This is a genomic window from Salirhabdus euzebyi, assembly GCF_014207435.1.
Taxonomy (GTDB): Bacteria; Bacillota; Bacilli; order Bacillales; family Alkalibacillaceae; genus Salirhabdus; species Salirhabdus euzebyi.
The window spans coordinates 141,620-164,682 of record NZ_JACHGH010000002.1 but is presented as its reverse complement, the minus strand read 5'-3'; the positions used below and the strand labels follow the sequence as shown (position 1 = coordinate 164,682).

The following is a 23,063-nucleotide window of genomic DNA, read 5'->3' as shown; positions in this document are numbered from 1 at the left end:
AAAAGATTTTTTAAAAAATAAAAAGGCTATGGGATTCCATAGCCTTAAATTTTTGTGTTTCTCTTTTTAGCACGTTGTTCTAACTGAGACTTAGGTCGTTGATTAGCTACATCCTCTGACAAGCCTTGAGGATTTACACTTGGCGCAGCTTGGCCCCTGTCACGGTCTTCTTTATTATGTTTTCCCATTTGCAACACCTCCACCCCTTATTTTGTATAATAAAGTGCCATTTATCCAAAATGCTGTATTATTACCTTTCGTATATTTAATAATTTTTTTCAAATAATACGAATAGCATTTTTAGGAGTTGATACATATGTCCTTCCAACCAGAATTCAACGCAATTAAAAACAAACTCTTCGAAGAACTACAAGTTAAACAAGTTAGCTTGCCTACAGAAGTTAGACACCTTCTAGAAGAATCATTAAAGCAGTCTTATGATTGTGGCTATGAAGACGGTATTTCTGATGGGGAAGAAATTTCTGATAAGCCTATTTCAGGATGAAAATATGGGTAAAGAAAAAGTAGGATAATGCTTCTTATCCTACTTGTTTAATCAATTTCATTAAACTTTTAAACTCTAATTCGTCAAATTTACGAAGGACCTGTTCGTTGTCCATCTTCCATAAAGCTTCTTCTAGTGAGCAAGATACAGGTACTTCACAATGTATTTTAGCTAATGTCCTTGATAAATGTAACATATCAAGATTTTCTTCAATTTTCTTTTTAATTCCCTTTGACAAATGATCTAAATTTTCTAGTATCCCTTCAATTGTTTTGTATTCCTGTAACAGCTTAAGAGCTGTCTTTTCACCGATACCTTTTACACCAGGATAATTGTCAGATGAATCTCCCATCAAGCCTTTCATGTCTATAATTTGTAAAGGGGACAACCCTTTTTCTTCAAGGAAATTATCTTCTTGATATACGAGGTAATTTCCTTGTCCCTTTTTCATAATTGCTACAGAAATTTGATTATCTACTAACTGTAAAATGTCTTGGTCACCTGTCAAAATCAACACGTCATTCTCTTTGCTATATTCTCGTGCAAGTGTACCAATACAATCATCCGCTTCATAGCCTGCAATTCCAACATTAGGAACACCAAAAGCCTCTACCACTTCTTTCACTAGCTCAAATTGTGGAATTAATTCAACAGGAGGTTCGTCACGATTTGCCTTATATTGATCGTACATTTCCGTACGGAACGTTTTACTTCCCATATCCCAACAACATATGACATGGCTGGGTTCAAATGTTTCAATTGCATCTAAAAAATACTTTAAAAATCCATATATTCCATTTGTTGGTACACCTTTACTTGTCATCATGTAATTGCCTGTATAAGACGTGGCAAAAAAACCTCTAAATAATAATGCCATACCATCAACTAGCATGACGTTGTTTTTGTATGATTGCATAAATTAAAATTCCCTTCTATCTACAGTTTACTACTATTCTATCATACCAAAAATTGTTGTCTTCGTTAGGTAAAGATTATTTCCAATCTATATGTAGAAAATACTTTGTCAACTTGATTAGCTAAAATGGGCGTTCGATTTATAAATTCCTCAGAAAATTTTTCCATCCCTTACGTATAATGAATGGAAAATTATTTTATGGGAGTGATCAAAATGGGAAATCATAATCAAGTTATGGAAAATGGTCGGCAGAATCAGAGCAAAGGCTTGGCAATTTCCGCCCTTGTTTTAGGAATTATAGGATTAGTCTTTTACTGGGTTCCGCTCATTCCATATCCTATTGCCATTTTAGCTATTGTTTTCGGTGCAATTGGTATGAATCAAAGTAAAGGTATGGCTATAACAGGATTCATTCTCGGTTTAGCAACCCTTGCCTTAAAAGCATGGTTTTGGCTAGGTTTAGTCGCCTATTTTTCGTAACTTAATCACAATATTTTCAATAAAGAGGCTGTTTTCTAATAGAGTGTTGTTTGTTACATTAGATAGAAAATGTGACGTAATTTAATGTGTCAGAATTCCACCGCTACGGAAATACACTAAGTATGTGCTTATCTTTAATGTACGGACGAATTGGGAAAAAGAAAGTAGAAAAAATAGTCGTATTGATAAGGAAGAATTATCTAACATGCCTATATGGTTTACCACTATCCTTGAATCAGAAAATCAATCTTAGCGTAGGCAGAATACGCAGACTCCTGCGAGATAGCACGTGTCTGTATACCCCGCAGCGGTGGTTTTCCGCGAGGAGGCTGAGGCCATGCCCGTGGAAAGCGAAGTATTCTGCCAAAGCGGCGGTATAGCACTCAACATCCATAGCTACAGTTACCCGTAGTTTAAATAAACAGCCTAGTAACAATTATTAGAAAAGAGCATATAAAAAGAAGAGGCTTTTCCCGAGTGGAAAAGCCTTTTTACAATTTTATATTTAAGTAACTCTTCATATCCTTAATTAGTGCAAATTTTTCGGATTCTCTTGTTCCTGTGGGTCCGATATTTCTTCAAAAATGTTTTTAGAATTTGCTGGTTGTTCATCATACATATTCATTAGTTTTTTAAATTCTCGAACGGTTAAAGGCTTTGCATCCTCTACAAGCTCATAACCGATTTGCCCATTGGGTTCTAAGGTAACAGTTTTTACATCAGAAAAACTTGAAATACCTTGTTGTCTTAATCTCATTTCAAGCTGGTCAACTGTAAATCTCATTTTTCTCATCTCTTTTACGTTAATGTTTCCGTCTTTAACCATTATTTTTGATTTACCAGAGATAAATTTTTCTATAACATTAAACTTCAATTGCAAATATTCCATAATAATTAAAGCCAAAATAAAAATTGCTGTAGCTACCAGTGTTCGAGCAACACTTGTTTCCACAATTGGCTGAATGATAATAGACCCAATAGAAATCATAACAACTGTTTGTGCTAACGTCATTTGAGAAATAGACTTTCTTCCAGCAATTCTTAGTAGCAACACACCCGCAAATACTAGTAATAAGGAATTCCAAATTAAACTCATTTCCATTTAAAGCACCTCTTCACGCATTTATTTCCTTCTTTATCGTTCCATTAAACAAATTTTTCATGCAGGAAAAGAGGCACAAAAAGACAGCCCTGAATGGATCCTAGGCTGTCTTTATCTTTACATTTTTGACATTGGTAATGTGTCATGAATATAAATAGGTGCTGGAATCAGATGTGGTTGAGGACCATAAGGCTGTGGTGATTGAATATATTGAAAGTAACCTCTTCCATCTGGAGCAGGACCTTGGGCCCACCTACCTTTAGAACTTGCATCTCCACGAGACAAATTATACAAGTCATACGATACTGCCTGTTTTTCTAGCTCCCGCGGGAAGGTTGTTGGAACGACAATATCCTTCTCTCTTGTCTCTAGCTCATGAATGGCTGCTTTCCATTGGTTTTGGTGAGCTGTATCACGTGCAATTAAAAAGGATAAGGTATCTTTTACCCCAGGGTCATCAGCAATTTCATACAAACGGACTACTTGCAGTCTTCCTTGGGATTCTGCATTTAGGTTTGCACGGAAGTCTGCTAATAGATTTCCACTTGCAATCGTATATTTTGCATTCCAAGGATAACCTGCACTATCAATAGCCATTGCCCCCAAGCCTGACACGATAGCATGTTGAGGATTCATACCTCCTAAAATAGCTTCAATAGCAGGATCTTCAGCTGCTCTTTCTTGTTGATCAACTGGTGCGTTATCTAACAAACGAGCAATTAATGTAGCAAGCATCTCTACGTGTGCGATTTCCTCTGTACCTATGTCTAAAAGTAAATCACGATATTTAGGATCTGCTCGGCAATTAAACCCTTGCATGAGATATTGCATCATAACTGTTATTTCACCGTATTGACCACCTAATACTTCTTGTAATTTTTTTGCATAAACGGGATCTGGACATGACGGCTTAGACTCATATTGTAGTTCTTTAATATGATAAAACATTACATTACCTCCCTATAAACAACTCGCAATAATTATATGTTGGGAGGTCATTTTCTGTTACAAATGTCCAAAGATTTTTTCTATGTGAAAATAATAATGGTAATAACTAATAATCTTGCTTTTACGTTACATATTAAGAATAGATAAAATCAAGAGGTGGGATTTCATTGAAGAAAAAACAAATTATACCTGCTATATTCCTTATACTTATTATTACACCCGTGACAGCATTAGGCCATGTTAAGTGGTTTGCGACACAAACACCCGTTAAGGAACCAATAGAAAATATTTTAACTCCTTTCTTTTTACTTTTTGCCCTTTTTATCGCGATTTTACTCGGTTTGTTAACGCAAGTATTACCAAAACTAATGAAAATTGCATGGATACAAAAAACAGAAAAAAAGCTAGCAAGTTACCGCCATTTATCTAGATATATTTTAAAGTACGGAACAGCTATAGCACTTATTTTACAAGTATTATCGAGCTCTGTTTTTGCACCTGAATTTAAAGTAACGACAATGTGGGAGATTTACTGGATTTGGATAACAATTGCCATACTAGTTATTCCACACCATATTGCGACGAAAATAGCTTCTTTATCTTTGTTGGTTTTATTTATCAAAGTTTTAGGTAACGTAGGATTATTTCACATTTTAGATTATGGATACTATTTGGCTATAATTGGTGTGTTATTAATAGGAAAAACAAAATTAGAAGAATGGGGTTTTCCATTGTTATATTTGGGGACAGGACTTTCTTTATGTTGGGTAGCCGTTGAAAAATGGGTTTATCCTCATTTAACCGTAGAGATTATCCATCACCATCATGTCCCTACATTTGGATTCGAGCCTGAGGTCTTTATTGTCATGGCTGCATTTATAGAATTTATTGTTGGCTATTTGTTAGTTGTCGGTATATTAAACCGGGTTTTATCAGTTGTCGTCACCATCTTATTTGTTTTAACAACAACTATTTTTGGCTATACAGAAGTAGTTGGTCATTTTATGATTCATATCGTGTTGTTAATTTTTATTATTGAAGGGGTATCTTTTTATCACCCGCCTGTTGCGATGCATACGAACATCTTAAATAAAGTGATTTTCGTTTCCTTAAACTTTATTTTCACGCTATCTACTTTTTTACTTATATATTACCGATTTGCATAGAAAAAGGATGTACCCTCTTAGGTACATCCTTTTCATTAATCATTTTGAGAGAACCTCGATAAAGGCTTTCATATAATCAGGCAAATCAGGGGGTCTGCGACTAGAAATGATGTGCCCGTCCACTACAACAGGCTCATTCAACCATGTTGCTCCTGCATTGATCATATCATCTTTAATACCGGGTGTACTCGTTACTTTTTTTCCGCGTAAAATATTGGCTGAGATAAGCACCCATCCAGCATGACAAATTTGTCCGATTGGCTTTTGTTTTTCATCCATTGTCTTTACCATATTCAATACTTCTTCATATCTTCTTAATTTATCTGGAGACCATCCTCCAGGTACTAAAATAGCATCATAGTCGTTGGGACTTATGTCTTGGAAGGAGAATTCAGATTCTACTGGCACTCCATATTTTCCGATATATTTTTTGTTTGCTTCTTCTCCTACAATATGAACGGTTGCCCCTTCTTCTCTTAACCTTAAGACAGGGTACCAAAGCTCTAAGTCTTCAAAATCATCGCTTACAATTTGTATAACTTTTTTATTTTGAAGTCGCATGTCACTTACCTCCTTCACTCTATACTATATATTTTCAAATAGAATTAAGAATAATGCAAACAAAACGAAACGTTATATATTGTCTACAACCTTAGAATAACTTTCAACTTTTGGGAGTTGAATAGTAAATGTAGTCCCTTTTCCAACTTCACTATCAATCAATACTTTACCATGGTGATTTTTCACAATTTTATTTGTAACCATTAACCCTAATCCAGTTCCTTTTTCCTTCGTTGTAAAAAACGATTGGCCGACTTCATCTAGTTTATCCGCCGGAATACCCTCGCCGTTATCGATTACTTGTATATGTATAGATGAAACCTCTTCTTCAACGGCAACCTTAACTTTTCCACCATTGCTGGTTGCCTCAATAGCATTTTTAATTAAATTAATGAACACTTGCTTTAACTGCGTTTCGTCCCCTGATAAAATCATATTGCGCTTAACTGGATTCCATTGTAGCTCGATGTCCTTTTTGGATGCTTGTACTTCCATTAACAACATTACATCATCAATTATGTTTGTAATATCAAGATTCTCTAATTTCTCCTGAGGCTTCGCAAAGGACAAAATATCCCCCGCAATAGATTCTATTCGTTCAATTTCGGAGTTTAATATCGTTAAATAATCCTTAATATTAATAGTTCCGGCCTTCATTAGTTGCAAAAAACCTTTAATCGACGTTAACGGATTTTTAATTTCGTGTACAATGCCTGTGCTTAATTCCCCAAGGAGAGCTAATTTTTCTGATTGCATGAGCATTTTTTCCGTCTGTATTTGTTCATCAACATCTCGAGTAATCGCAATGATTTTTTTCTCCTTTTTATATAAGACAAGCTTTTTTCTCGTTTCTACCCAAATATACTTCTTGTCCTTGTCCATCAGTCGATAACGTACTGTTGAAGTTTCACCAGTATGAAGTATTTTCGCATAACAGTATCTAACCCTATTTAAATCGTCTTTATGTATGAAATCACAAGGTGTTAGGTGAAAAAGTTCTTCCGAATCAAACCCAAGCACTTCTTTAATGGATGGAGATAAATAAAGTATACGTCCTTCCATATCGTGTTCTGATATAATGTCGGATGCATTTTCACTCATTAGGCGATATTTTTCTTCACTTTTCTTTAATTCTTCCTCATAACGTTTTCTTTTAGTAATATCTCTGAAATGAATTTGAGCATAAACTTCCCCACTTTTATCTATATACGGAGTTGCAAATACTTCCACATCAATAATTTCCCCATCATTTCTGATCATTTTCTGTTCCATAACATGTACTGTTTGCTTATTTGTAAAAACTTTCAATAGCCTTTCTTTACATATATCATGGAATTCCGGATGTAGTATTTCCTGCCAAATTAAGGTTTCCGTATCTTTATAACCTAATAATTCATAACAATAAGGATTAGCAAATATAATCCCGTTATCGTTTAAAATAATAGTGGCACTCATGGAATTGTTTACAACTTGAACGAAATCAAGTTCATTATTTCTTGATGCCAAGATACTCCGCTCCTTTTACCGTCGTCCTATACTAATCATAACATCTTGTAAAAAATTGTAAACAAGATAAATAATAGTAGAATAATTTTATAATCGACTTTCCTTTTCCCTATCTTTCAAGGAGTTAAACATATTAAGTGAAATATTTACCAAATTGCCCTGCATATATCAAAGAAAAAAGCCGTACAAGTACGGCTTTAAGTTATGATAGATCATCAACTAACTCCATTTCTATAAATTCTCGTGTATTTGGGCCATAGATTCCGTCATTTGCTAAGGCACTATACATCGATTGAAATCTTCTGACTGCATCCTCGGTCAAGGGTCCGTAAATACCATCAATATAAGTTGGATCATAATTTAAATGTTTCAGTGCCCGCTGCACTTGTCTTACGCCTTCTCCTTCATCCCCTTCTTGTAAAATGCCATCAGGTAGTGGGAATTCATTGATAGGTTTGTTCGTATTGAGCACTTCCTTTAGTTTGTTCAGTGTTTGACTTCCTACTAAACCATCGACCATTAAACCATATCTTTTTTGAAATCTCATTACTGCACGTCTTGTTTCGGGACCAAAAATCCCATCAATCCCATATTGAGGTAAAGAAAATCCAGCACTTACTAAATCACTTTGAATTTCTCTTACGAATTCGCCCTCGTCTCCAATAGATACAGGTAATTGAACAGATGCACCTTTTATAACTGTTTCTGGTTCGGATGTTTCTACATCGCCGTCAGATTGTTGTACAAATTGTGTATTGTAAACTTCTACGACGTCATTAATAAAATCGTTCCATGAAATACCGTAACGATTTAAAGCGTTTTGTGGATCTGTTCTTCTAGATGGATCTAGCGTGCTGTGGGCTACAATGTCCCTTCTAGGGTCTAAATTAAATTCATTCACTAAATATGCATGATACCAGATGTAGCGATTATAGGCCTCATCAAAATTAATACTTCCACCCCAGCAAAGCTCTACACCAATTGCAGCATCGTTCGCATCTTCTCCATAACGCTGGTTATCTGTATTCACGTTATAACGAACGTGCCATGCCTTTTCATTAAGTGGGATAATTTCAAGTATCACTTTATCATCTATAAACGTATGAGCAGATGCCAATGGGTCCGCAGTCTCAAAATAATTTCTGTTGCCATATGCAGTTGATCCTGGATTTCCTGTATCGTGGGCTACAATAAATTGTACTGACTGTAATGCTTCACCTGACCTAGAATTACCTAATGTTATATAATCTCTCGTTATTGAATAACGCATGTTTTCACCTCTCGATATAATCCTCTATCTAGCGGATACATAAAAAACCCCCAAGATAATATATTATAAGCGTAAAAGAAATGTGAACATCGGTTGTTTTTTTTCTACACGTCCCTGTCTAATAAGTATTTCTAATGATCTTATGTCTTCCTCTATATTTGTCATTTGTTGGATAAATTGTGTGCCCGCGTCCATATTCTCTTATTATATATATGGGGCAATTTCCTTGATGACAAAATGGAGTAATTGATTGGCTTTTAATTCCCCTAATTCTTCCCCTCCTTCTGTTAATTCTATCCTTTATTTCTTCTTTATGTTCCTTTGACAAATTAATTCGCATTATTATTCTTTCTTTTTAGTGATTGTAGCAAAGTTTATTCTTTCTGTTACTTTTTTCATTCTCATACGTCTAATCAACAAAAGAGCCAACAAGGGGGTTCCAAAATGAACAAAAAAATGTATTTGTTGCTGTTATTGGTCGTTTTTTTTACTATGGCCTGTAGTTCGAATGAATCTGGTTCCGAGGACCTGGCAGATGATAACAGCTATGAAGAAACTGGACAGGAAGAATCTTATCAAAGTACAGATATGAATGAAATAGGTATGGATCAAGGCGACAAAAACACAGTAACAGCAAGCATGGAAACAGAAAAAAGAATGGTTATGTACAACGCAAATTTAACAATTGAAGTGAAAGATATCAAACAAGCAGTCGACCAAATTACAGAAAAAACAGCTAGTGGAAATGGATATATCGTTGAATCATTTATAGCAAATAATAGTAATCAGTTGTCTGCCCACATGAAGGTGCGTATCCCAAATGACATACTAAATACTTTTTTAACTGATGTTGAATCTATTAGTTCAAAAGTAAGGGAGAAGCAACTTAGTGGGCAAGATGTTACTGAAGAATATAACGATTTGCAATCCAGATTAAAAGCTAAAAGAGCTGTAGAAGAACGTTTACTAGCTTTTATGAAGGACGCAGAGAAAACAGAGGATCTTTTAAAAATCTCTAAAGATCTATCTACTGTTCAAGAAGAAATCGAGCAACTAGAAGGTAGAAAAAAATTTTTGGAAAATAAAACGGACTATGCCGAAATAAACATTTCTCTAATTGATGTGGCTGTATCCATACCCGACGTCCCAGAAGAAGACCTTCAAACAGGAGAGAAAATAAAAGAAGCATTTGTCCAATCACTTAACATGATGGCTAAAATGTTTTCCGCACTAGCAGTCTTTTTCATTGGTTATTCACCGTTTATCTTCATAATAGGTCTCCTTATTGCACTGTTATGGTATGTTAATAAAAGAAAAAAGGCATCAGAAAACAAAAAGCCAGAATAAATTTTTGGCAATAATTTAAAAATGTTTCTTGTCGTAATAGTTGTTACCTATTATTCGCTGTTCCTTAAACTAACTATCGCTTTACTTTTTTGTTTTAAGTGCTATACAACCGCTTCGGCAAAATACTTTGCACATCTTATGGCACGAACAAGCATCCTCGTGGAAAAAACGACGGCTACACACGTTCTTTCCAACAGCTAGCGATCTTTCCGAGTGAGGAGGCTCAGTGAGTGCCCGAGGAAAGCATCAAGTATTTCCGTAGCGGCTAGGATTATACACATTAAGTTAAGTTTTAGTTTAACTATTTTGTAGAGAATAAAAAACGTCTGGGTGATAGTTTATGTTTGAAACAATAGATTACTTACAGTATGGCAACGAGAAACAAAGGCTTGCTTATAATGCCATAAGAGGACTGAGAATAATAGAGTATCTAAAGGAATATACCCCAATCTTATGTGGCACCTTGCCAATCGGGATTGATTTAGAAGGTTCTGACTTAGATATTATTATGAGGGTTGTTGATTTTGACCAATTTGAAGATAAGGTGAAGTCTTTATATAGGCAAGAAGAAAATTTCAAATTAAAAAGGCGTGTTATTAGAGAAATTCCTGTAATAAAAGCCAACTTTATCTACGGTGGTTTTGAATTTGAGTTATTTGGCCAGCCGAAGCCAGTTCATGAGCAGTTTGCTTACCTCCACATGATAATCGAAAATCATATATTGAAAGAAAACCCACATATAAGAGAAGAAATTTTAAACTATAAAAATAGGGGTTATAAGACGGAGGCAGCATTTTGTAAGGTTTTAAAACTAAAAGGAGATCCCTATATTGAACTTTTACAATATGGAAGGAACTTAGGTATCATCTAGTATTGAAAAAGCGAACGAAACAACAATAAGTTTCGTTCGCTTATTAGCTCATCGACAAACTAAGATTATGATTCCCGAATTTCTTGTATACTCTTTCCCCCTAAAAAGGCATGACCCATTTGGCCTTTTCTAAAGGTTTCAAACCCATACTTCAAATATACGTTTTCAACCTGCTCATTAATAGGTATTGTCCATAAAGTATCCAGCCCTAACTTCTTTACTTCTCTTTGAATATGATGGATAAGGTGACCGACTAATCCTTTTCCTCGATATTCTGATAATGTAGCTACATGTTCTAAACGTGCATCTTTACCTGTTTGAAAAATGCAAGCTGTTGAACAGGGTACACCTTTATACGTTAGCAAATAGTACGTGTAATTTGGATGGGAATATTCCTCGCAAAAAGCTTTTTCCCTTACTTCTCTTCCACCAAATTCTTTAATGGTGCACTCAATGTCTAACGCATACTTATATGTATCATCATTCACTTTTTCTACTTTTATCTCTTTCATCTCGAGAGCTTCAACTAGCGTTCCGTTCCACTTTTGGACAATTTCATCTAAGTATTCTATTTGATATTGCTTCTCTAATAGAGCCTTTGTTAAAGCAGGAAGTTTCTTTGCATCAGGTATGTAAAACCTTGGAATAATATTTTTGGATCGATAAAAGGCTGTTACTTCCTCAACTACTTGTTCCGGATTACTAGGATCATTTGTTACACGAGCGTGATTCGCATCATAATAAGTTGGGTGATCCTCATTTAAAAACAAATACCCCCATTCTCTTTTGTATCCTTTCGTGAAGGATTGTAAATAGGTAATTTCTATGTCTTCTAATTTTTTTAAAGCACTTTCTTTCATCTTTTTCTCCTCACAATCTTTTCCTGTACTAGCTTGATTATAATCTTTTTATTTTATAATCAGTAGCTTTTTGAAAAAAATTTTTATAACCCTTTTATATAAAAGCACATATGTTATAATGCCGGTGGATACATCTAGTAATCCATTACAGAAGCCTTTATATAGAGAGAAAAGAAGGTGAAAGTATGAAAAGTTATACTGCTTATTTTTTAACTATTTTAGGAGCAAGTTTTTGGGGACTAACGGGGTTATTTGTGGAGGCACTATATCGATATGGCTTCACACCATGGGAAGTCGTAACTCTTCGTTTAACGACAGCTACGCTACTTTTATTCCTTTTCCTTATCTTTTTTTCACCGAAACACTTAAAAATTAAAGGGAAGCATATACCACATTTTTTTGGTTTAGGTGTCTTAAGTATTGTTTTGTTTAATTGGTGTTATTTTAAGGTTATGGAGCAAACATCCATTCCAGTTGCGGTTGTTTTGTTATATACGTCTCCTATTTTTGTGACGATTTTGTCTCGAATCACTTTCCAAGAAACAATTACTAAGAAAAAAGTTGTTGCCCTTGTATTAACGATTGTTGGTTGTTCCTTCGTCATAGGATTAATACCTTTTGGCGGGACAAATATCCCTTTTGTAAGCATTATACTTGGGTTACTTTCGGCCTTTTTCTGCGCAATATATAGCATCATCGGTAAATTTGTTACCGTTTATTATCACTTTTTAACGATTACCATTTATACTTTATTAGCTGGAACTATTTTTATTTTTCCAACGAGTCAAATATGGAAAAAAACTGATTTAATCTTCACCTTTGATGTTCTTCTGAATATAGGAGGAGTTGCAGTTATATCTACCATTTTCGCTTATACGTTGTACACGTTTGGTCTTGCTTATATTGAATCGAGTAAAGCTTCTATTCTGGCATCAATGGAACCAATTGTTGCTGTTTTAATAGGGGTTTTTGTTTTTGGAGATAGATTAACTTCTATTCAATTATTAGGAATTTTCCTCGTTATATTTTCCGCCTTTATTACAGTGTTTCATCGAAAACGAAAAATTAAGAGAAAATTAAAGTGGAAAAAAGCTTTAAAAGGATTGAACGAATATAAAAATGTCTAGGTCTTAAAATGCTGACCTAGACATTTTTTAATACATATTATTGTAAAGCCTCTTGTAAATCTTCAATTAAATCCTCTGCATCTTCTAAGCCGACTGAAATTCGAATAAGACCATCTGTAATACCTAGCTCTTCTCTTCTTTCTTTCGGAATGGAAGCATGTGTCATTTTTGCTGGTACAGAAATTAAGCTTTCTACTGCTCCTAAGCTTTCTGCGAGTGTAAAATACTTCGTTTTTGCCAATACTTGATCGGCTTTTTCTGCACTTCCTACATCAAAGGATAACATACCACCAAAACCTGTCGCCTGAGCAATATGAACAGCGTAGCCTGGATGATCTTTTAAACCTGGGTAATAGATTTTTGTAACCTTTGGATGTTGCTGTAAAAATTCAACGACGCGCTTCGTATTGCTTTCGATTTCTTCCATTCTTACACCAAGTGTCTTAATACCACGAATGAGTAAATAAGAATCTTGAGGTCCAAGAATACCACCAACAGAGTTTTGTATAAAGTGTAGGTCTTCTCCTAGTTGTTCAGAGTTTACGACAACTAATCCAGCCACAACATCACTATGTCCACCAATATACTTTGTTGCACTGTGAAGCACAATATCTGCACCATACTCAATTGGTGTTTGCCAGTAAGGTGTGCTAAACGTATTGTCGACGATAAACAGTAAGTCATGTTCTTTCGTAAGCTCTGCTGTAGCTTTTAAATCTGTCACTTTTAATAACGGATTCGTTGGGGACTCCACATATACAGCCTTTGTATTTGGTTTTAATGCTTTTTTAATTTCTTCAATAGAACTGGTATCGACAAGTGTTGTCTCAATATTAAAACGATTTAATACTTTGGAAACAACTCGGTACGTCCCACCATATACATCATCTGTCATAATGACATGATCACCTGCGTTAAATAACATAAATACTGATGTAATAGCAGCCATACCAGAGCCAAAAGCAAAACCTCTTGTTCCACCTTCAATATCCTTAATCAGTTCTTCTAATGCATGGCGTGTTGGGTTTCCTGTTCTGGAATATTCAAACCCTTTATGTTTTCCTACTGCTTCCTGCTTGTACGTACTAACCTGATAAATTGGTACGTTAACTGCACCTGTTAGTTCGTCACCTGTAATACCACCGTGAATAAGCTTCGTCTTTTTTCGCAAATAAAACCCTCCTTTGTCTATTTATCATAGCGATATATTCCGGTACTTAAATAACGCTCACTACTGTCCGGAAAAATAGTAACAATATTTGTTCCAGGGGATGCTTTTTCAGCTTCTATTAAGCAAGCGTCGAAAGCTGCTCCTGATGAACTTCCTACTAATAATCCTGTTTTAGCAGATAGCTCTTTCACCCGTTCAAAAGCTCTTTTATCTGAAATTGTATGAATAGCATCAAAATGGTCTGTATTCATATACGGAGGAAGAAATTCCATACCAATCCCTTCCGTATCATGCGGACCAGATTCTCCCCCATTTAAAATGGATCCTTCTGGTTCAACGATAACGGTTTTGATGGAAGCATTTTTTTCCTTGAAAAATCTTGCTGTTCCCGCAAACGTGCCACCAGTACCACCACCAGCAACAAACATATGAACATTCCCGTCTAGCTGCTCATGAATTTCTGGCCCTAATGTTTCATAGTACGTTTCCGGATTTGCAAAATTAGCAAACTGTTGGGGGGCATAGGAATTTGGAATTTCCTTTACTAATTCGGTCGCCTTTTCAATAGCGCCCTTCATCCCTTTTTCTGTAGGTGTATTCACTACTTTTGCACCTAAAGCTCGCATAAGTTCCTGTTTTTCTTCACTAAACTTTTGCGGCGTAACAAAGATGACATTCACATCTGTACCTACAGCTGCTAGCGCTAGACCAATCCCTGTATTACCTGCAGTAGGCTCAATAATCGTGCCATCCTTTGTAATTTTCCCACTATTAAGTGCATCTTGTAACAATTTCATTCCGAGACGATCTTTTATACTGCCACCCGGATTAAAATATTCGAGCTTTGCAAAAATCCGAACACCTTCCGGGATTTTAAATTGGTGTATCTCAATAAGAGGAGTATTCCCAATTAATTGTTGTACATCACGAACGTATTTCATATTTCTCCTCCTGGATTAAGCAAATACTTCTGTCCATTCGTTTTTCTTAGCAAGCATTCTTTTAGCTAAGTCCTTTGCACCTTCTAAGCTATGACTAGCTGCCCAACCACATTGTACTTCATTACAAGCCGGAACTTCTGTCGCTTCCAACACATCATTTAGCGTTTTTTCTAATAGATCAATTACGTTATCATAATTATCATCATTTAAAAGAGCTAAATAAAAACCAGTTTGACAGCCCATTGGTCCAATATCTACTACTTGACCGTGATGATTACGACTAAATTCTGCCATCATATGCTCCAAGGAATGCAGAGAAGGCATTTCCATGTGCTCTTTGTTCGGTTGGCAAAATCGAATATCGTATTTGTAAATCGTATCACCTTTCGTACCCTCAGTAGTACCTGCAAGCCTTACATATGGTGCTTTTACTTTTGTGTGATCCAAGTTAAAGCTTTCTACATTCATTTTTTTCATTATCAATCGCTCCTTTTTATTGTTTCGTTGCGTCTATAATCCACACAAAATCATTCATTTGTGTAAACGTGACAGCAAAACCATATTCCTCTAGCATTTCCTTTAATACTGGAATTGTTGTATAGTATTCTGTTTTAAGATCTGTCGCTAGATTAAGAAAATGCTGATCTTCAGCTTTTTTTATCATAGCAGATTTAGCATCATTATTTAAAAAGATTGTGTCTGCGAAAACAATTTTACCATCTTTCGGTAAAAGTTCACGGTATAGTTTAATTGCCTCTTTTTTTTCCTCGTCTGTTAAATGATGAAAAGCGTAAGAGCTCACAAAACCATTTATCTTTTTTTCACTAGTTGGGAAATGTAAAAAGTCACCGTCATGAATGGATGCATTTGTAACTTTTTCAATTGCAATTTCCCTCATCGCTGGAGATGGCTCCACACCCGTTACCTCATTACCATTCTTTAACAAGGCGTTGGTTAAGTTTCCTGTCCCAACACCAAATTCAATGATATGTCCATTAACTCTAGTAGAAACAGCCTTCAATATTTCATCATAATTTTCAAAAACCGCTTTATATTCTATATCATGGCCACTAACTGTTGCATCATAGGACTCTGACCATTCATTAAATAATTCAATAAATTCTCTTCCCATTTTTCTCCACCCCTATTTAAAAGGTTATAATTCCTATTGGTATACTATGAATTAGATTCCTTAATGTTTATTATAACACACACCCATTTTTTGACCAATGGAAAGAGACGTGTAAAATTCAGGTATTTGGAACGTAAAAAACGGAAGAGAGTTTCTCTCTTCCGTTTTTGAAAATAGGTTATTGATTAGCTTTTTTCACCCATTCCGCAATTTGTACTGTCCGCTTTGCTTGATGCTTTACTGCGCCTTCCGCATCCTCTTTAATATTTCCATCTTGATCGACAGTGACGCTTGTTCCATATGGATTACCACCTGCAGCAAATAAGACAGGATCTGTATAACCAGGTGAAGCAATAATTGCTCCCCAATGATGCATTGTCGTGTATAAGGTTAAAATTGTTGCTTCCTGTCCACCGTGTGGGTTTTGAGCAGATGACATAGCACTTACAACCTTATTGATTGTTTTACCAGTAGCCCATAGTCCACCTGTTTGATCTAAAAATTGTTTCATTTGTGCAGCCATGTTACCAAAACGGGTAGGAACACTGAATATAATGGCATCTGCCCATTCAATATCATCATTGGATACTGTCGGGACATCTTGTGTAGCCTCCAAATGTGCCTTCCAGTGTGGATTTTGGTCAATAGCCGACTGTGGAGCAAGTTCTTGCACTTTTAAAACCTTCACATTAGCCCCAGCTTCTTTTCCTGCTTCTTCAGCCCACTTCGAAAGCTTATAATTTGTTCCTGTTGAGCTGTAGTAAATGATAGCTAAATTCACATTGGACATTATGTATGTCTCCTTTCTTCATTCGACAGTGAGAAATTCCGATTTCAGTTTTAGGATGTCAAATAGTAGAAAAATTATCCATTTAAATGTGAAATTTTCGATTTTGTCACGTATTAAATTCCCCCAAAAATCAGGAGGATTTTATTATCTTTTTATTGAATTCTTTTAAATTGGCTTTTTTCGGAAAAATTATAGTTATTTGTGCACAGTCGATAGAAAACGCGACGTAAATTTTTTGACGGATATACTCTTTGAAGCAGCTGTGTGCTATACCGTCGCTTCGGCAGAATACTTCGCTTTCCGCGGGCACGGCCTCAGCCTCCTCGCGGAATAGCGCCGCTACGGGGTCTTCAGACACGTGCTGGCCCGCAGGAGTCTGCGTATTCTGCCTACGCTAATAGTATTTTTCTGATTAAAGAGTAGTGATTCACATAAAGCGATCTATATGCATTTCCAATCTCTAGTACCTTGAATTGAAAAAAGAATGAAAGCACATGCTCAGCGCGAGCCCTAAGGTGCGCGTAGTGTATTTCCGTAGCGGCTAGGATTCACACACATAAGTTACGTTGCAGTTTAAGCAAAAACAGCTTTTAAATTGGCCTGTTTCGACTTACACAACATAATGGAGGCTAATCATGGAGCTATCAACTGTTGTAAGAAATACATTAGGGATTATTGGATTCCCGCTTACCATTTGGAACCTACTAATGATTCAAAAAAATAAAGTAAAACCACCTGGGCAAATTATTAAAACAACTCATTCTGATGTTCATGTAATGGTGTCTGGTGAAGGTCCTGTTACGGTTATATTAGAATCGGGATTTGGTTCTCTATCGATTGATTGGTGTTACACTCAGCCTGAAATCTCTAAGTTTGCCCGGGTTATTTCTTATGATCGAGGTAATTACGGCTGGAGTAGAACAAAAAGAAAGACGATGACTTCCTTTGATAGTGTTAAAGAAATAAAAGAAGTACTTGAAAAACTAAAAATAAAGCCACCATATGTTTTAGTCGGCCATTCATTTGGGGGACTTTCTATGAGACTCTTTGCTAGTATGTATCCAGATGACGTTTGCGGACTCCTATTAGAAGATTCTGTGCATGAGACTCAGTATTTACCTTTAAAGGAAAATAAAAAACATATTACTGCCTTTCAAAGACTCGTAACTATAGGCTATGTGACATCATTAATAGGGTTACCTCGAATACTTAAACAAAATATTGGAAGAAATTTTTTATCTAAAGAAATGAATCAATCTGTATTGTATACCGGATATACATTAGGTGCTTATCAAACTGCCTATCGAGAGTACCGAGATTCAACCTTATCTGCAAAACAATTAATAAATGCTATACCTTTACCCATAGATTTACCTGTTGTTGTCATTAGTGCGAAGAACCAATCAGAACAGTGGAAAAAGCAACAACATCTTTTAACAAAGTTGACCCAAAACACGGAACATATTCAAGTGGAAACAGGCCACTCTGTTCATTTGGAGGATCCTAAGATTGTAAATGATATTATTGAAAAATTAGTAAACTATAGCTAAATAAAAAACCACCTCCAATTGTTTGATGTTCAACAAATGGTGGTGGTCTTTTATTAAAATTTTCTTAGTTTAATGCTTTTACTAATACAGAGAGGTTTTTACGCATTAAACTAAAATAGTCTTCTCCATTTTGAATATCTTCTTCTGTTAATACTTCAAGGTTATGCAAAAATAAAGGTGTAGCGTTAATTTCATCTTCAATTATTTTTGCGACTTCTGGTTCAATGTTTTGCTCATAAATAAGATAATGAATACCATGCTCTGTAACAGTTTCTATTAGCTCGGCTAGCTCCTTTTGAGAAGGTTCATTTTCTACTGATAAACCTGTTATAGATATTTGTTCCAGTCCGTATGCCTCTTCCCAATAACCATATGCTCCATGCGTAACTAATATTTTGTTGAACTTAGCTGTTTCAATTTGGCTATGAAACTCTTCATCTAGTTCTTCTAAATCTTCTTTTAACTGCTCGAAATTAGTTTCAAATTCCTCTTTATTTTCCGGACTTAATACTGATAATGTATCCTTAATGTTCTCTGCTAACTTAATAGAACGAATTGGATCTAGCCAAACGTGTGGATCTGTTTCACCATGATTATGTCCGTCATCATGACTGTGCGCATCTTCATTCGTTTCTTCTTCATGTGTTCCTTCTTCTTCGTGTGCATGCTCTTCTTCATGTGTTCCTTCTTCTTCGTGTGCATGCTCTTCTTCATGCGTTCCTTCTTCTTCATGTGCATGCTCTTCTTCTTGACTGTGATCATGGACATGATCTAACAATTCGATTCCTTTTGAAGCTTCTAATATTGTAACTTTCTCAGCTTTAACAGCTTCTGATATTTTTTCTGCAAATGTTTCTAATCCAGCTCCACTATATACGAATAAATCAGCTTTTGCGATGTTCACAATTGCTTTAGAGGTTGGCTCATAAGTATGGATATCCATTCCTGGAGAAATAATCGTTTCCACTTCGACATGTTCTCCACCAATTTTTTTTACGAAATCTTCTATTGGATACAGTGTTGTGTACACTTTGAGTCTATTATCGTTATCTTCTGTAGCAGTTTTTTCATCTGTACATGCTGATAAAAATATAGATAATGCAATCATGAAATAGGTTAATCGTTTTAATTTTTTCATATTTGTTTCCCCCGCTTCTATGTCTCGAAAATGATTATATAGTAATGATTACGATTTGTAAACAGTAATTATTACTATTTAAGAAAAAGTTTTATTGTATTCGGAGGAATACTATTTTATCCACGAAAAAAGCTGACTCTTTATCAAGTGATCTCCATGATTACTGATAAAAGTCAGCCCTTAATGACAACTTGGGCATGTGCCATATACTTCAAACTTATGATTTTGGATTTGATAACCTTGCAGAGATTTATTTACCTCATCCATTGGACAAACATCAATTGGACTAGTCTTTCCACAAATCGTGCATATAAAATGATGGTGATGTCCGTGCGTATCACAATGTAATCGAAAAAGCTGTTCTCCATTTAACATTGTTGACTCTAATATTTTCAAGTCAACTAACGTATATAAATTTCTGTACACCGTGTTGAAACTAGCACCTGGAAAGTTTTCCTGGAATTCTTGCAATATTTCTTTAACAGGTAAATACTGGTCTTTGCCTTCAAAGATTTCGACTAACTTTTCTCTCTGCTTTGTGTGTTTAAAACCATTTTCTTTTAACACGTGTAGAGCTTTTTCAGCATTCAAGTTCCTCATCCTTTTACATCCGATTCTACCTTCACTTATTATAATAAAAATTTATGTAATTGTACATCTTACTGTATTGTATATACCTATGTTACAGGTTAAAATTTACATTTTTCTCATAATAACACACGCGTTCACCCTGCTTTTGCAAATGTGTTAGTTTTACTTATACTTCATACTTCAAAATTTTGTTCTACGCCGACTTTTCCTTTGAAGAATTGTATATTTTCTTAACGTCTAAAAAGGTCGCCCTGGATTTTTCGGGCGACCTTTCTTATCAACAACTTAATAAGGATCGGCTTCGTGACTTTTCTTAACAGCATCTTTTGTTGCTTCATTTGCTGCCGATGTGCCTTCACCATACTTGGATATACCTGATTCTCGACCAGGCACCCCATCTGTCTCCATTTCTTTTAGTTCTTTCATCTTCATTTCAATACCTTCCTTCACACGACGACCATAATCTTCATCGGCTTGGGTAAAGTGTTCAATCATAGCATCTTGAATTCTCTTGTCACATATAGCCAGTGCATCAGAAAGGTTTTTAATTAACTCATCCCGCTCCCAATCCTCAAACCTTCTGTATGTGTCGCCAGCTTGACCGTAGTTGTTAGGTCGATCAATGGGTGCACTCATTGCTGCTGCATTATACATTGGTTGGTGAGGAGTACGACCTTCTCTTTCAGCTTCCTTAAAGCCACCAATCATAGATGGTTCATAATTAATATGCGGATTTTCACCATTCTCCTTTAGGTCACGTGCATCCATTTGGCCACGTTGCTGATTAGTTCGAACAGGGGCCTTAGGCGCATTTACAGGCAATTTCAGATAGTTTGCTCCTACACGATAGCGTTGTGTGTCCGAGTAAGAGAAAGTACGTCCTTGCAACATTTTATCATCAGAAAAGTCCATCCCATCCACAAGAACTCCAGTACCAAAGGCAGCTTGCTCGATTTCGGCATGAAAATCTACGGGATTGCGATCGAGCACCATCCGCCCTACTGGTAACCACGGGAACTTATCCTCCGGCCACAGTTTCGTATCATCCAGCGGATCAAAGTCAAGTTCTGGATGGTAATCATCCTCCATGATTTGAACGAATAATTCCCATTCCGGATAATCTCCGCGCTCAATTGCCTCATATAAATCTTGTGTGGCATGACCCACGTTTTTTGCTTGAATCATACTTGCTTCTTCTTGGGTTAAATTTCGAATTCCTTGCTTAGGCTCCCAGTGATACTTTACTAACACTGCCTCACCCTTGTCATTCACCCATTTATAAGTGTTTACACCAGATCCCTGCATGTGACGATATGTAGCTGGAATTCCCCATGGTGAAAAGAGAAATGTGATCATGTGTGTTGCCTCAGGTGTACGGGATACGAAATCAAACATCCGTTGTGGATTGGGAACATTTGAAGCCGGATCTTTTTTAAATGCATGAATCATATCAGGGAATTTCATCGCATCACGAATAAAGAATATTTTTAAGTTATTCCCAACGAGATCCCAGTTTCCATCTTCTGTATACATTTTCACTGCGAAGCCACGAGGATCACGGTCTGTTTCTGGCGAATCCTTCGCACCTGCAACAGTAGAGAAACGAACCATTAATGGCGTTTTCTTCCCAGCTCCAGAGAATACTTTTGCACGCGTATACTTTTCTACTGGTTCATCTCCAACTTTTCCATACGTTTCAAAATATCCAAATGCTCCGGATCCACGTGCGTGTACAACGCGCTCTGGTACCTCTTCCCGATCAAAATGGGAAATCTTTTCAATGAAATGATAATTTTCTAGTGTAGCTGGACCGCGATCGCCAATAGTACGGATGTTTTGATTATCATAAACAGGATGTCCCTGACGAGTTGTCAATGTATCACGATCCATATCTTTTCCATTTGAACCATTCTTATCTTTGTTTTCTGCCATAATGTATAACCTCCTTCTTAATCGTTACCTCCATTTTTTACCAAGTAATGATGAATTTATACATCTTTGAAGGGCTAGTAACCTTTAGGAACTGTCAACAATATTCCCTTTAACATTTTTTTCATTTTTAAAGAATTATAGTCAATGAAAAAACTGGAAAATTAGTGACCAAATTATTACAGCGGGGTCTAATTCATTTACTATATGAAGGGAAAACCATACAATATATAGTTGAACACTCATTTTTCATTCGTAAGAATTGGATTTAGAAAAGGAGATTTTTATGCCAAATCATATAAAGCTTCCAAAAGAAATAGAGGAATTTCTTGAACAATCATCTAACATAGATGAAAACTTTGAACATTTATACACTTCTGGAGGTTATATTGAATCAGATGAACTTATTCAGAAAACAATTATTACGCTTTACATGGGTAAAAATATTTTATTAAAAGGTCCTACTGGAAGCGGAAAAACCAAGTTAGCAGAATCGTTAACTGCTTATTTTCAAAAGCCAATGCATAGCATAAACTGTTCCATTGATCTTGATGCAGAAAGTTTACTCGGTTTTAAAACGATTGAAAATAAAGAGGGGCAAACAGAAATACATTTTGTGGAAGGTCCTGTTGTGCAAGCAATGAAAAACGGTCACACCTTGTATATTGATGAAATTAACATGGCAAGACCAGAAACGTTACCAATATTAAATGGCGTTTTAGATTACCGGAAAACAATCACTAACCCATTTACAAATGAAGTGATTAAAGCCCATAAAGATTTCCGGGTTATTGCAGCCATTAATGAAGGTTATGTTGGTACAACGCCATTAAACGAAGCCTTAAAAAACCGCTTTATTATCTTTCAAGTTGGCTACTTAAGTGGAGATAAGTTAAAACAAGTAATAAAATCCCAAACAGCTTTAAAAAACGAAAATACAATTAATTATATGGTAAAGCTTGCGGATGAGTTGATTAAGGAAACAAAGAAAGGGAAAGTGTCGGAAGAAGCAGCTTCTACTAGAGCACTACTCGATGCATGTGACCTAGCTGTTTATCTGACACCATTAACGGCGATTGAGCATGCGATCGCAGAAAAACTAGAAGATGAAAGAGAAAAAAGCTTCGTCCTAAATCTTGCGGAAACTTATTTTAAGGATTGA

The 23,063-nt window shown here is 35.8% G+C and carries 24 protein-coding genes and 1 pseudogene; 8 read left to right on the top strand and 17 right to left on the bottom strand.

The features are described 5' to 3' along the window. Nucleotides 1-44: 44 nt before the first annotated feature. Nucleotides 45-188, bottom strand: coding sequence for a small, acid-soluble spore protein L (sspL, locus tag HNQ94_RS03880; RefSeq protein WP_174494989.1), 144 nt, complete (start codon nucleotides 186-188; stop codon nucleotides 45-47). Nucleotides 189-316: 128 nt separating this feature from the next. On the opposite strand from sspL, the gene HNQ94_RS03875 reads away from it, so the two are divergent. Continuing rightward, the gene (locus tag HNQ94_RS03875; RefSeq protein WP_174494990.1) at nucleotides 317-505 is read left to right on the top strand and encodes a hypothetical protein; all 189 of its coding nucleotides are present in this window, start codon (nucleotides 317-319) and stop codon (nucleotides 503-505) included. Nucleotides 506-539: 34 nt separating this feature from the next. Here the strand turns inward: HNQ94_RS03875 and HNQ94_RS03870 are convergent, their stop codons facing one another. Continuing rightward, nucleotides 540-1,421 carry a 5'-3' exonuclease gene (locus HNQ94_RS03870; RefSeq protein WP_174494991.1) on the bottom strand — a complete coding sequence of 294 codons (882 nt, stop codon included), beginning with the start codon at nucleotides 1,419-1,421 and terminating at the stop codon, nucleotides 540-542. 213 nt (nucleotides 1,422-1,634) lie between these two features. Between HNQ94_RS03870 and HNQ94_RS03865 the strand changes: the two genes are divergently transcribed. Then, nucleotides 1,635-1,901: a DUF4190 domain-containing protein gene (locus tag HNQ94_RS03865; RefSeq protein ID WP_246199925.1), complete on the top strand. Its 267-nt coding sequence runs from the start codon at nucleotides 1,635-1,637 to the stop codon at nucleotides 1,899-1,901. A 529-nt stretch (nucleotides 1,902-2,430) separates the two neighbouring features. Here the strand turns inward: HNQ94_RS03865 and HNQ94_RS03860 are convergent. Together HNQ94_RS03860 and HNQ94_RS03855 are read right to left on the bottom strand one after the other, a co-directional pair. After that, nucleotides 2,431-2,997, bottom strand: coding sequence for a DUF421 domain-containing protein (locus HNQ94_RS03860; RefSeq protein WP_174495162.1), 567 nt, complete (start codon nucleotides 2,995-2,997; stop codon nucleotides 2,431-2,433). A 123-nt stretch (nucleotides 2,998-3,120) separates the two neighbouring features. Next, nucleotides 3,121-3,951 carry a manganese catalase gene (locus HNQ94_RS03855; RefSeq protein ID WP_174494992.1) on the bottom strand — a complete coding sequence of 277 codons (831 nt, stop codon included), beginning with the start codon at nucleotides 3,949-3,951 and terminating at the stop codon, nucleotides 3,121-3,123. A gap of 167 nt (nucleotides 3,952-4,118) precedes the next feature. On the opposite strand from HNQ94_RS03855, the gene HNQ94_RS03850 reads away from it, so the two are divergent. Next, nucleotides 4,119-5,117 (top strand): DoxX family membrane protein, encoded by a 999-nt coding sequence (locus HNQ94_RS03850; RefSeq protein ID WP_221452482.1) that lies wholly within the window; start codon nucleotides 4,119-4,121, stop codon nucleotides 5,115-5,117. Between the two features lie 39 nt (nucleotides 5,118-5,156). Here HNQ94_RS03850 and HNQ94_RS03845 read toward each other — a convergent pair whose 3' ends face one another. The 4 genes and pseudogenes from HNQ94_RS03845 to HNQ94_RS19570 all read right to left on the bottom strand — a co-directional run. Continuing rightward, nucleotides 5,157-5,678 carry a type 1 glutamine amidotransferase domain-containing protein gene (locus tag HNQ94_RS03845; RefSeq protein ID WP_174494993.1) on the bottom strand — a complete coding sequence of 174 codons (522 nt, stop codon included), beginning with the start codon at nucleotides 5,676-5,678 and terminating at the stop codon, nucleotides 5,157-5,159. A 72-nt stretch (nucleotides 5,679-5,750) separates the two neighbouring features. Beyond that, entirely contained in the window at nucleotides 5,751-7,184 is a 1,434-nt protein-coding gene (locus tag HNQ94_RS03840; protein ID WP_174494994.1) for a PAS domain S-box protein, read from the bottom strand. A gap of 202 nt (nucleotides 7,185-7,386) precedes the next feature. Further along, on the bottom strand, nucleotides 7,387-7,848 hold the full coding sequence (locus HNQ94_RS19720) for a peptidoglycan-binding domain-containing protein (protein ID WP_311771618.1): 462 nt from the start codon (nucleotides 7,846-7,848) through the stop codon (nucleotides 7,387-7,389). Nucleotides 7,849-7,941: 93 nt separating this feature from the next. Next, nucleotides 7,942-8,454: pseudogene (locus HNQ94_RS19570) on the bottom strand (peptidoglycan recognition protein family protein); the annotation flags it as partial. A 444-nt stretch (nucleotides 8,455-8,898) separates the two neighbouring features. Here HNQ94_RS19570 and HNQ94_RS03825 point away from each other — a divergent pair. Then, entirely contained in the window at nucleotides 8,899-9,801 is a 903-nt protein-coding gene (locus HNQ94_RS03825; protein ID WP_174494996.1) for a DUF4349 domain-containing protein, read from the top strand. 340 nt (nucleotides 9,802-10,141) lie between these two features. Then, nucleotides 10,142-10,672 (top strand): DUF4269 domain-containing protein, encoded by a 531-nt coding sequence (locus tag HNQ94_RS03820; protein ID WP_174494997.1) that lies wholly within the window; start codon nucleotides 10,142-10,144, stop codon nucleotides 10,670-10,672. Between the two features lie 65 nt (nucleotides 10,673-10,737). On the opposite strand, the gene HNQ94_RS03815 is transcribed toward HNQ94_RS03820, so the two are convergent. After that, nucleotides 10,738-11,532 (bottom strand): GNAT family N-acetyltransferase, encoded by a 795-nt coding sequence (locus HNQ94_RS03815; RefSeq protein ID WP_174494998.1) that lies wholly within the window; start codon nucleotides 11,530-11,532, stop codon nucleotides 10,738-10,740. 185 nt (nucleotides 11,533-11,717) lie between these two features. Between HNQ94_RS03815 and HNQ94_RS03810 the strand changes: the two genes are divergently transcribed. Then, a complete protein-coding gene (locus HNQ94_RS03810) occupies nucleotides 11,718-12,659 on the top strand; it encodes a DMT family transporter (protein ID WP_174494999.1) in 942 nt (313 codons plus the stop codon). A 37-nt stretch (nucleotides 12,660-12,696) separates the two neighbouring features. Here HNQ94_RS03810 and HNQ94_RS03805 read toward each other — a convergent pair whose 3' ends face one another. From HNQ94_RS03805 to wrbA, 5 genes are all read right to left on the bottom strand, one after another. Continuing rightward, nucleotides 12,697-13,830, bottom strand: coding sequence for a bifunctional cystathionine gamma-lyase/homocysteine desulfhydrase (locus HNQ94_RS03805; protein ID WP_174495000.1), 1,134 nt, complete (start codon nucleotides 13,828-13,830; stop codon nucleotides 12,697-12,699). A gap of 17 nt (nucleotides 13,831-13,847) precedes the next feature. Beyond that, complete coding sequence (locus tag HNQ94_RS03800) at nucleotides 13,848-14,771, bottom strand: PLP-dependent cysteine synthase family protein (protein ID WP_174495001.1); 924 nt, start codon at nucleotides 14,769-14,771, stop codon at nucleotides 13,848-13,850. Nucleotides 14,772-14,786: 15 nt separating this feature from the next. Continuing rightward, complete coding sequence (locus tag HNQ94_RS03795; protein WP_174495002.1) at nucleotides 14,787-15,248, bottom strand: S-ribosylhomocysteine lyase; 462 nt, start codon at nucleotides 15,246-15,248, stop codon at nucleotides 14,787-14,789. Between the two features lie 16 nt (nucleotides 15,249-15,264). Then, entirely contained in the window at nucleotides 15,265-15,903 is a 639-nt protein-coding gene (locus tag HNQ94_RS03790; protein WP_174495003.1) for a class I SAM-dependent DNA methyltransferase, read from the bottom strand. Nucleotides 15,904-16,081: 178 nt separating this feature from the next. After that, complete coding sequence (gene wrbA, locus HNQ94_RS03785) at nucleotides 16,082-16,693, bottom strand: NAD(P)H:quinone oxidoreductase (RefSeq protein ID WP_174495004.1); 612 nt, start codon at nucleotides 16,691-16,693, stop codon at nucleotides 16,082-16,084. 635 nt (nucleotides 16,694-17,328) lie between these two features. On the opposite strand from wrbA, the gene HNQ94_RS03780 reads away from it, so the two are divergent. Further along, entirely contained in the window at nucleotides 17,329-18,243 is a 915-nt protein-coding gene (locus tag HNQ94_RS03780) for an alpha/beta fold hydrolase (RefSeq protein WP_174495005.1), read from the top strand. A 64-nt stretch (nucleotides 18,244-18,307) separates the two neighbouring features. Here the strand turns inward: HNQ94_RS03780 and HNQ94_RS03775 are convergent, their stop codons facing one another. The 3 genes from HNQ94_RS03775 to HNQ94_RS03765 form a co-directional block, all read right to left on the bottom strand. Continuing rightward, nucleotides 18,308-19,381: a metal ABC transporter solute-binding protein, Zn/Mn family gene (locus HNQ94_RS03775; RefSeq protein WP_174495006.1), complete on the bottom strand. Its 1,074-nt coding sequence runs from the start codon at nucleotides 19,379-19,381 to the stop codon at nucleotides 18,308-18,310. A 180-nt stretch (nucleotides 19,382-19,561) separates the two neighbouring features. After that, on the bottom strand, nucleotides 19,562-19,972 hold the full coding sequence (locus HNQ94_RS03770) for a Fur family transcriptional regulator (RefSeq protein WP_174495007.1): 411 nt from the start codon (nucleotides 19,970-19,972) through the stop codon (nucleotides 19,562-19,564). 285 nt (nucleotides 19,973-20,257) lie between these two features. After that, complete coding sequence (locus HNQ94_RS03765) at nucleotides 20,258-21,904, bottom strand: catalase (RefSeq protein WP_174495008.1); 1,647 nt, start codon at nucleotides 21,902-21,904, stop codon at nucleotides 20,258-20,260. Between the two features lie 283 nt (nucleotides 21,905-22,187). Between HNQ94_RS03765 and HNQ94_RS03760 the strand changes: the two genes are divergently transcribed. Then, nucleotides 22,188-23,063 carry an AAA family ATPase gene (locus HNQ94_RS03760; protein ID WP_174495009.1) on the top strand — a complete coding sequence of 292 codons (876 nt, stop codon included), beginning with the start codon at nucleotides 22,188-22,190 and terminating at the stop codon, nucleotides 23,061-23,063.